The sequence below is a fragment of the Rhizobium ecuadorense genome (assembly GCF_001187535.1).
Taxonomy (GTDB): Bacteria; Pseudomonadota; Alphaproteobacteria; order Rhizobiales; family Rhizobiaceae; genus Rhizobium; species Rhizobium ecuadorense.
Genome location: NZ_LFIO01001473.1, coordinates 1 through 260, shown reverse-complemented (window position 1 = coordinate 260; position 260 = coordinate 1). Strand labels below are relative to the sequence as shown.

Below are 260 nucleotides of genomic sequence, written 5' to 3'. Positions count from 1 at the left end.
GCTTTTCACAGATCGAATATCGAGCCCCGAGAACTCTTGGAAGAGCCATGGTGAAGACCAAATATGGTGCGGATAGATATCATATCCGACATGGCCATTATGGTCGGCTAGTTCAAGAGCGAGACGCTGTTGTCGTTGAAGCAAAAGCGACACCCTGGCCCGATCGGTATCACTTAGCAAAAAATTAGCGACTTGCTCCTGACAATTCGAGGCGCTCCCCTTCATTATATCCCCATAGAGTGTAGTGCCCCATGTTCCGG

The 260-nt window shown here is 49.6% G+C and carries 1 protein-coding gene; it reads right to left on the bottom strand.

Features of this window, described 5'->3' with window-relative positions; all coding sequences use genetic code 11:
* Positions 1–225, bottom strand: a 225-nt coding sequence (locus AF337_RS44685) for a hypothetical protein (protein WP_210168087.1), incomplete at its 3' end; no start/stop codon positions are given.
* Positions 226–260 lie beyond the last annotated feature (35 nt).